The following is an 8,589-nucleotide window of genomic DNA, read 5'->3' as shown; positions in this document are numbered from 1 at the left end:
GCCGTACGAAGAACAACCCGGTCCTCATCGGCGAGCCCGGCGTCGGCAAGACGGCGGTCGTCGAGGGGCTGGCGCAGGCCATCGTCAAGGGCGAGGTGCCCGAGACCCTCAAGGACAAGCACCTCTACACCCTCGACCTGGGCGCGCTGGTCGCCGGCTCCCGCTACCGCGGTGACTTCGAGGAGCGCCTGAAGAAGGTGCTCAAGGAGATCCGCACCCGCGGCGACATCATCCTGTTCATCGACGAGCTGCACACGCTGGTCGGTGCGGGTGCCGCCGAGGGCGCCATCGACGCGGCCTCGATCCTGAAGCCGATGCTGGCCCGCGGTGAGCTGCAGACGATCGGTGCGACCACGCTGGACGAGTACCGCAAGCACCTGGAGAAGGACGCGGCCCTGGAGCGCCGCTTCCAGCCCATCCAGGTCGCGGAGCCGTCCCTGCCGCACACCATCGAGATCCTCAAGGGCCTGCGCGACCGCTACGAGGCGCACCACCGCGTCTCCATCACGGACGAGGCCCTGGTCCAGGCCGCCACCCTGGCCGACCGGTACATCTCCGACCGCTTCCTGCCGGACAAGGCGATCGACCTGATCGACGAGGCGGGTTCCCGGATGCGCATCCGCCGGATGACCGCACCGCCGGACCTGCGCGAGTTCGACGAGAAGATCGCGGGCGTCCGCCGGGACAAGGAGTCGGCGATCGACTCCCAGGACTTCGAGAAGGCGGCTTCCCTCCGCGACAAGGAGAAGCAGCTGCTGGCGGCGAAGGCCAAGCGGGAGAAGGAGTGGAAGGCCGGCGACATGGATGTCGTCGCCGAGGTCGACGGCGAGCTGATCGCCGAGGTCCTGGCCACCGCCACGGGCATCCCGGTATTCAAGCTCACCGAGGAGGAGTCCAGCCGGCTGCTGCGCATGGAGGACGAGCTCCACAAGCGGGTCATCGGCCAGGTGGACGCCGTCAAGGCGCTCTCGAAGGCGATCCGTCGTACGCGTGCGGGCCTGAAGGACCCGAAGCGTCCCGGTGGCTCGTTCATCTTCGCCGGCCCGTCCGGTGTCGGTAAGACCGAGCTGTCCAAGGCGCTGGCGGAGTTCCTTTTCGGTGACGAGGACGCGCTGATCTCCCTCGACATGTCGGAGTTCAGCGAGAAGCACACGGTGTCGCGTCTCTTCGGTTCGCCCCCCGGTTACGTGGGCTACGAGGAGGGCGGCCAGCTGACGGAGAAGGTGCGCCGCAAGCCGTTCTCGGTCGTCCTCTTCGACGAGGTCGAGAAGGCCCACCCGGACATCTTCAACTCGCTGCTGCAGATCCTGGAGGACGGTCGCCTGACCGACTCCCAGGGCCGGGTCGTGGACTTCAAGAACACGGTCATCATCATGACGACCAACCTCGGCACCCGGGACATCTCCAAGGGCTTCAACCTGGGCTTCGCCGCCGCGGGCGACACGAAGACCAACTACGAGCGCATGAAGAACAAGGTGTCGGACGAGCTGAAGCAGCACTTCCGCCCCGAGTTCCTCAACCGCGTCGACGACGTGGTCGTCTTCCCGCAGCTGACCCAGGCGGACATCCTGGCGATCGTCGACCTGATGATCGACAAGGTCGACGAGCGGCTCAAGGACCGGGACATGGGCATCGAGCTCGCTCAGTCCGCGAAGGAACTGCTGGCGAAGAAGGGCTACGACCCCGTGCTGGGCGCCCGGCCGCTGCGCCGCACGATCCAGCGCGAGATCGAGGACACGCTGTCCGAGAAGATCCTCTTCGGGGATCTGCGTCCGGGCCACATCGTGGTCGTCGACACGGAGGGCGAGGGCGAGTCCAAGGCCTTCACCTTCCGTGGCGAGGAGAAGTCGGCCCTGCCGGACGTTCCGCCGATCGAGCAGGCGGCCGGTGGCGCGGGCCCGAACCTGAGCAAGGAGGCGTGAGCGCGCGGCGCTCGGCCTGAACATAAGGGGCTGCCCCGGGACTTCGGTCCCGGGGCAGCCCCTTATGCCGGTATGCCCTTCAGAGCACGCTGTCGGTCCTCTCCACGGCAGGAGGAGCAGGGAACAGATCGAGCAGGTGTTCCGGTATATCGGGCACGTCCGGGGCGAGGTGGACGGCGACTGTGCGGACCCCGGGGAAGAGGGCGGGCAGTGCCGAGAGGTCCTCGGTCCCGGTGAACTTGTTCAGGCGGAGCTGGGTGACACGGGGCAGAACCGGGCCCGCCTCCCATCCCGTGGCATTCCAGTTGAGGCGCAGGTCCTCCAGCGCGGGCATGGCGGCGATCTCCTCGAAGTCCCCCGGGTTGAGCTTTTGGGGAAGTGAGCCAAGGCTCAGCTTCTTGACGGTGTACATGCGCCGCAGACCGCGCAGTCCCGTGAACCGGAGAGCGTTTCTGGTGAATCGGAGGTATTCCAGGGGCAGCTCGCGGGGAAGTGCGGCGTCGACGGAGTCGCCGTGCAGCGGGATACCGAGGTCGAGGGAGTCCAGCGTGGCCGAGGTGCCGAGCGGGGCCAGGGCACCCGGCCTGTCCAGGCCGGACATGCTGTCCATCGACAGCCAGGTGAGCGGCAGCCCGGCGAGCGGTGTCAGGTCGTCCACGTGCGGGGTGAAGCCGCTGAAGTCGAGGTGGGTGAGCCGCCGCTGATCCGGCAGGAAGCCCAGGTCGTTCAGGGCGCGATTGTCGCGTACGTAGAGTTCCTCCAACTGGTCGGGGAAGAGCGCCGCGCGGATGTCGGCCGAGGTGATGTCGCCGACGAGCTGGAGCCGGGGCGGGCCGCCCAGCTCCCGCAAGGCATGGAGTGCGGCCGCCGAGTGCGCCGTGAAGTACAGACCCTCCGGCCGTAGATGTGCGATCACCTCCTCCGCGTACCGCTCGGTGTCGAACCGGTGCCAGGTCCACGTCAGTTGCGCCCGCACCGGCAGGGCGGGATGCGAACGGAAGCGGGCCAGGACCGGGAGGGCTGCGTCCGTCCCGATCAGTGAGGCGGTGATGACGACCGCCCGGGCCTCGGCGTCGGTCAGCCCCTCCGGACCGGGCAGCAGCTCCAGGACGAGGGGCCCCGCCTCGGCGAGCGCCCGCGCCTCCACCGTCGTACGCGGCGGGATGAGCGGGGCGGCATGGGCCTCCACCCGCGCGCGGACACCGGGGTCGAGTTCCGTCGCTTGTTCTAGCGAGGCGAGCGCGAGAAGCCGCATGCGCGTACCGGCCGCTCCTCGCGCCCGGTCGGCCGACTCGTTCAGTCCGGTCAGCAGTTCGGCCCGCTCCCGCGGTCGCGCGTGCGCCACCGCCATCCGGATCACATCCGCCCACTGTTCGTCGGCGGCGCCCCGCACCAGCAGACCGAGGTCGCCGTCCTCGACCGCCGCCTTCGCGCCCAGATAGTCCTGGAAGGTGCGGTGGACGAACTCGACCGTCCCGAGAGCGGGTTCACGGAGCAGGCCGCTACGGACGAGGAGGTGGCACAGGATCTGCCCGGCGTCGCCCTGGGCCGCGGCGGACGGGAGCGACGGCAGGACGTCGGCGATGATCCGTTCCGCGCGCTCGCGGTCCATCTCGGACTGGTTGTTGCGGATCAGCCAGTACGCCAGGCGCTGCAGCAGCTGGATCTGCGGTGCCTCGGTCAGGTGGATGCCGTCCTGTTGGACGAACATGTCCCGTTCCTCGTCCCGGCGCGCCAGGAGCATGGACAGCGCCGCCTCGTACAACTCCCGTCTGCCGTGCGGCAGATATCCGCGCCGGTCCCGGTGGAGGGCGCAGATCAGCCCGCACATCAGGGGGTTGGTGGCGAGGCGGCCCAGGTCCGGTTTGGTGCGTACGGCGTCCAGGAGCGAATGCTCGTAGGCGTCGAGGCGATCGGGGTCGGGGGCGTCGATGCGGGCGGCGGTGTGCCAACGGCGGACGAACGCGGCGACGTCGTCGCGGCTCATGGGGGAGAGCGCGAGTTCGGTGAAGCCGTCGGGGGCGAGCCAGTTCTCGCGAACGGCGGAGGGGCGGGAGGTCACCAGCCACTGGTTGCCGGGGTAGACGTCGAGTAGTTCGCGCAGCCGGCGCCGGGTGCGCTCCCGCTCGCGTTCGGGGATCTCGTCGATGCCGTCGATGAGCAGGAGGGCGCGGCCGGCGGTGAGGACGCGGTCGGCCCAGCCGGGAGGCTGGGTGGAGTGGAAGGGGACGCGGACCGCGTCGAGGAATCCGTCGGGCGCCGGGAGACCGCCGGGGCGGCGTATGAGCGTGCGCAGGGGCAGGACGAACGGGATCCGGTCGCCGCGCTCTCCGCGGGCTGCGGTCACGGCGAGCCACTGCACCAGTGTGGTCTTACCGGAGCCGGCGACCCCGCGCAGCAGGACCCGGTCGTGGTCGGCGAGGGCCTGTTCGGCGGGGAGCGCCGTGGCGGCAGTGGCGATGCCGGCCGTGGTCTCCTCGTCCTCCGCAGGCCGCATCGCCTGGAGGCTGAGGTAGGCGGCGTCGAGGGGCCAGCGTTCCGGGGAGCTGGCGAGGTCGATTCCGTAGATCGTGAGATGGCTGTGCCGAGTGGCGACATACGCCAGATAGCGCTGCTCGAAGGCGGGGTCGGTGCCGCCCGTGGGCGGGGTCCTGGCGATCAGTTCGTCGACCTTCGCGATGAGATCGGCCTGCCGACGGCTCTGTTCGACCAGGGTGCGGGGGACAAAGGCGGAGCGCTGGGTGAAGAAATGCAGGACGTGCAGACACGCGATGTCGAGGATGCGCTCGTAGAAGACGGTGGCGTCGAGGGAGAGGTCACGGTCGGGGCTGCCGCTCGCGGCGCGCAGCTGCCGGGCGAGGGTTCGGTGACCGAGCTGCACAGCCTGGACGTCGGTCATGTCGAGGTCGCCGAGGGCGTGCAGGGTGCGGGCGAGGGCGAGGACCACGGTGGGTGTCTCGTCCTCGGGCAGCGGGCGCTCGCCGTCCGCCGTGACGGCCCGTGCGACCAGCGCGGCGGCGAGCTTGTGGAGGTCCTTCTCGGTGAGGCCGCGCTTTTCGCCGCGGAAGGAGACGTACTCGGAGATGCGTACCGGCCTGTCCACGAGCCCTGCACCGGGCCCCTCCGTGACGAAGAGCCGCTTCACGAGCGGGGCCACCACGCTGGAGGCCACTTTGACGCCCATGGCCGCTGGATCCATCTCGTTCCCCCGTAGTCGACCCGTAACGGATGGTCAGCCTAGCGGGCGCCCCTCGTGACATGCCGCACAGGCGTGACGGACAGTACGAGGCGCGATAGTGAAGCGACTTATCGATGCATAACGGACATTTCTCTTCGGGGTCCGTAACGGAATTAACGCCCGAACCTTGCCAGTTCGAGGAAAATGTCTGAATTGCGGCTATCCATCAAGCATCGATTGGTTTTATGGCGATGTACTAGGAATCATCGTAGATCACACATTTTGGGACTCCGGGCGGGTCGGGTTACCAAGGGATGGACACGTTCCCGACTCCCTGAGGTCTTCATGTTCAACCGCGTCACGCCCCGCTCCTTCCGTACGTCCCGTCTTCGTACCCGGGTTGCCGTTCTGGCCTCCGGTGTCGGAGCCGCGGCGGCACTGGGGGTCGGGGTCGCGCACGCCGCTGGTGCGCATGCGGCGAGCTCCGCTCCGCAGGCTGCCGGCGCTGCCACGAAGGCGGTCAGCTCTGGTACGAAGGCGGTCAAACCCAGTACGAAGCCGGTCGGCGCCAGTACGAAGGTGGTCAACACCGCAGGCTGGGTCACCCCGGTCAAGCAGTACGCGCTCTCTGCGAGCTTCGCCCAGGCCGGCGGTATGTGGCAGCACACCCACAGCGGTCAGGACTTCGCCGTCCCGAGCGGGACGGACGTCGTCGCCGCGAGTGGCGGCACCGTCGTCAAGGTCGGCGGTAACGGTGCCGGTGACGGGCCCGCGTACGGCAACGCCGTCGTCATCAAGCACGCGGGCGGCACGTACTCCCAGTACGCCCACCTCTCGCAGGTCGACGTGCGGGTCGGTCAGGCCGTCAGCGCCGGGCAGCACATCGCGAAGTCCGGTAACACCGGTAACTCCACCGGTCCTCACCTTCACTTCGAGATCCGGACGACCCCCAACTACGGGTCTGCCGTCAACCCCGTCGACTTCCTGCGCGCCAAGGGTGTGACCCTCTGAGGCGCCCCCTATGACGCTCGCGCACCCGTGTGCGCCTGCGTCACCAGATCGACCGCGACCTCGAGGACAGCCTTGCGCTTGTCCTCGGGGTCGCTTTCGACGTCCTGGAGGACGAACATCCCCGCGTGCATGGTGAACAGCGCGCTGATGCAGCGGACTTGGTCGGTCAGGGATGCGTCCGGATCTCTGATGATGTCGCGCATCTGCATCATGCGGTCCTTGAACTGGTGACCGATGCTCAGTTCGCGCATCGTGGCCTGGTTCTCCTGCATGAAGCGGAAGAGCGGGGCCGCGCCGGTCAGTGCCTCGCTGTAGCGGCGCAGTACCTCCTGCTTGGTCTCCAGGTTGTGCGGCTGTGCCTTGCCCCACTCGATCAGCTCGTCCATGGGGCGGGTCAGATCCTCGAAGATGCTGACCAGGATCTCTTCCTTGGTCTTGAAGTGGTAGTACAGCGCGGCCTTGGTGACGTCCAGGTGCTCGGCGATCTCACGCAGCGAGGTCTTCTCGTAACCCTGCTCGGCGAAGAGCTCGAGCGCCACGTCCTGGATGCGCTGACGGGTGTCCCCGCGCCGCTGCCTCTTGGTGCCGCCCATGGTGCCGTTCATCCTCGCACTCCTTGCACTCGCGGAAACCTGTTTGCTGGTCGGCGGGCAGGCCCGCGAAACTTACTTGACGCCCGGCTAGTTGCGGGGCTACCGTCCAGTGTAGTAACTAGCCGGTCGGTAAGTAAGGGGCCGGACGGCCCAGGGGAGTGGGGACCATGGCGGACAGCGCTGCACCAGCCGGAAGCGGTAAACAACCACGAAGCGTGCGGGTCGTCCTGCTCGCGCTGATGATCACGATGATGCTCGCGATGCTCGACAACATGATCGTGGGCACCGCGATGCCGACGATCGTGGGCGAGCTCGGCGGGTTGCAGCACCTGTCATGGGTGGTGACCGCCTACACGCTCGCGACCGCCGCCTCCACTCCGCTGTGGGGCAAGATCGGTGACATGTACGGGCGCAAGGGCGCCTTCATGAGCTCGATCGTGATCTTCCTGATCGGCTCGGCGCTCAGCGGCATGGCGCAGGACATGGGCCAGCTCATCGGATTCCGGGCCGTCCAGGGCCTCGGCGCCGGCGGCCTCATGGTCGGTGTCATGGCCATCATCGGCGATCTGATACCGCCGCGGGAGCGCGGCAAGTACCAGGGCATGATGGCCGGCATCATGGCGCTGGCGATGATCGGCGGACCGCTGGTCGGCGGCACCATCACCGACCACTGGGGCTGGCGCTGGGCGTTCTACATCAACCTGCCGCTGGGCATCGTCGCCCTGCTCGCCATCAGCGCCGTACTGCACCTGCCGAAGAAGGTCTCCAAGGCCCGTATCGACTACCTCGGCGCCGCGCTGCTGACCATCGGCATCACCTCGATCGTGCTGGTCACCACGTGGGGCGGCACCGAGTACGCCTGGGACTCCGCGCGGATCATGGAGCTGATCGGGATCGGCGTCGTCGCGCTCGTCGGGTTCGTGCTCTGGCAGACCAAGGCCGCCCAGCCGGTCATGCCGCTGCACATCTTCCGCAGCCGCAACTTCTCGCTGATGTCGGCGATCGGCTTCATCACCGGATTCGTGATGTTCGGTGCGACGCTGTTCCTGCCGCTGTACCAGCAGGCGGTGCAGGGCGCGTCCGCGACCAACTCCGGACTGCTGCTCCTGCCGATGCTCGGAGCGATGCTCGTCGTGTCGATGATCGCGGGCCGGGTCACCACAAACAGCGGACGGTACAAGGCCTTCCCGGTGGTCGGCAGCGCGCTGATGATCATCGGCCTGTTCCTGCTCGCCCAGATGGACACCGGCACGAGCCGCGTCACCTCGGGTGTGTACATGGCCGTGCTGGGCGCCGGGATGGGCTTCCTGATGCAGATCACCATGCTGGTCGCGCAGAACAGCGTGGAGATGAAGGACATGGGCGTCGCGTCCTCGTCCACGACCCTCTTCCGTACGCTCGGCTCCTCCTTCGGTGTCGCGATCATGGGCGCCCTGTTCAACAACCGGGTGCAGGACGTGATGGCGCAGCGGGCGGGCGCGCTGTCCAAGATGACCGAGCAGTCCGCGCAGCTGGACGCGAAGAGCCTGGAGAAGCTGCCGGCGGCGGCCCGCGAGGCCTACCAGTACGCGGTGTCGGCGGGCACGCACTCCGCGTTCCTGCTCGGCGCGATAGTGGCCGTGGCCGCGCTGGTGGCCGCGGTGTTCGTGAAGGAGGTTCCGCTGCGGGGAGCGGGGCCGGACAAGTCGGCGAGCGGGGACGCGGCCGAGGACGTCGCGGATGTGCAGCCGCCGGTCGCCGAGGCCGTCTGACGTCGCCCCGACCCTGGCTCGAAGGCCCCGGCGGTTCTCTGCCCGGGGCCTTCGCCGCTGTTTCGGGTACTCCTGCACCACCTAGCTAGAGGCTGTGACTGGAAAGGTCTGCCGGGAAGCTCGCGGCGTCCGGT

The 8,589-nt window shown here is 68.2% G+C and carries 5 protein-coding genes; 3 read left to right on the top strand and 2 right to left on the bottom strand.

Going from position 1 to position 8,589, the window contains the following annotated elements:
- Nucleotides 1–1,922 (top strand): ATP-dependent Clp protease ATP-binding subunit (locus BIV24_RS17680; protein WP_071367302.1); only part of this gene is annotated, 1,922 nt, incomplete at its 5' end.
- Nucleotides 1,923–2,001: 79 nt separating this feature from the next.
- On the opposite strand, the gene BIV24_RS17675 is transcribed toward BIV24_RS17680, so the two are convergent.
- Entirely contained in the window at nucleotides 2,002–5,121 is a 3,120-nt protein-coding gene (locus tag BIV24_RS17675) for an NACHT domain-containing protein (protein ID WP_071367301.1), read from the bottom strand.
- 324 nt (nucleotides 5,122–5,445) lie between these two features.
- On the opposite strand from BIV24_RS17675, the gene BIV24_RS17670 reads away from it, so the two are divergent.
- On the top strand, nucleotides 5,446–6,111 hold the full coding sequence (locus tag BIV24_RS17670; RefSeq protein WP_071367300.1) for a M23 family metallopeptidase: 666 nt from the start codon (nucleotides 5,446–5,448) through the stop codon (nucleotides 6,109–6,111).
- Nucleotides 6,112–6,119: 8 nt separating this feature from the next.
- On the opposite strand, the gene BIV24_RS17665 is transcribed toward BIV24_RS17670, so the two are convergent.
- Nucleotides 6,120–6,716, bottom strand: coding sequence for a TetR/AcrR family transcriptional regulator (locus BIV24_RS17665; protein ID WP_071367299.1), 597 nt, complete (start codon nucleotides 6,714–6,716; stop codon nucleotides 6,120–6,122).
- Nucleotides 6,717–6,871: 155 nt separating this feature from the next.
- On the opposite strand from BIV24_RS17665, the gene BIV24_RS17660 reads away from it, so the two are divergent.
- Entirely contained in the window at nucleotides 6,872–8,455 is a 1,584-nt protein-coding gene (locus tag BIV24_RS17660; protein WP_071367298.1) for an MDR family MFS transporter, read from the top strand.
- Nucleotides 8,456–8,589 lie beyond the last annotated feature (134 nt).

It is taken from the genome of Streptomyces colonosanans (assembly GCF_001866645.1).
GTDB lineage: Bacteria > Actinomycetota > Actinomycetes > Streptomycetales > Streptomycetaceae > Streptomyces > Streptomyces colonosanans.
Note: the sequence above shows the minus strand (reverse complement) of the source record. Positions and strands in the feature narration are given on the sequence as shown.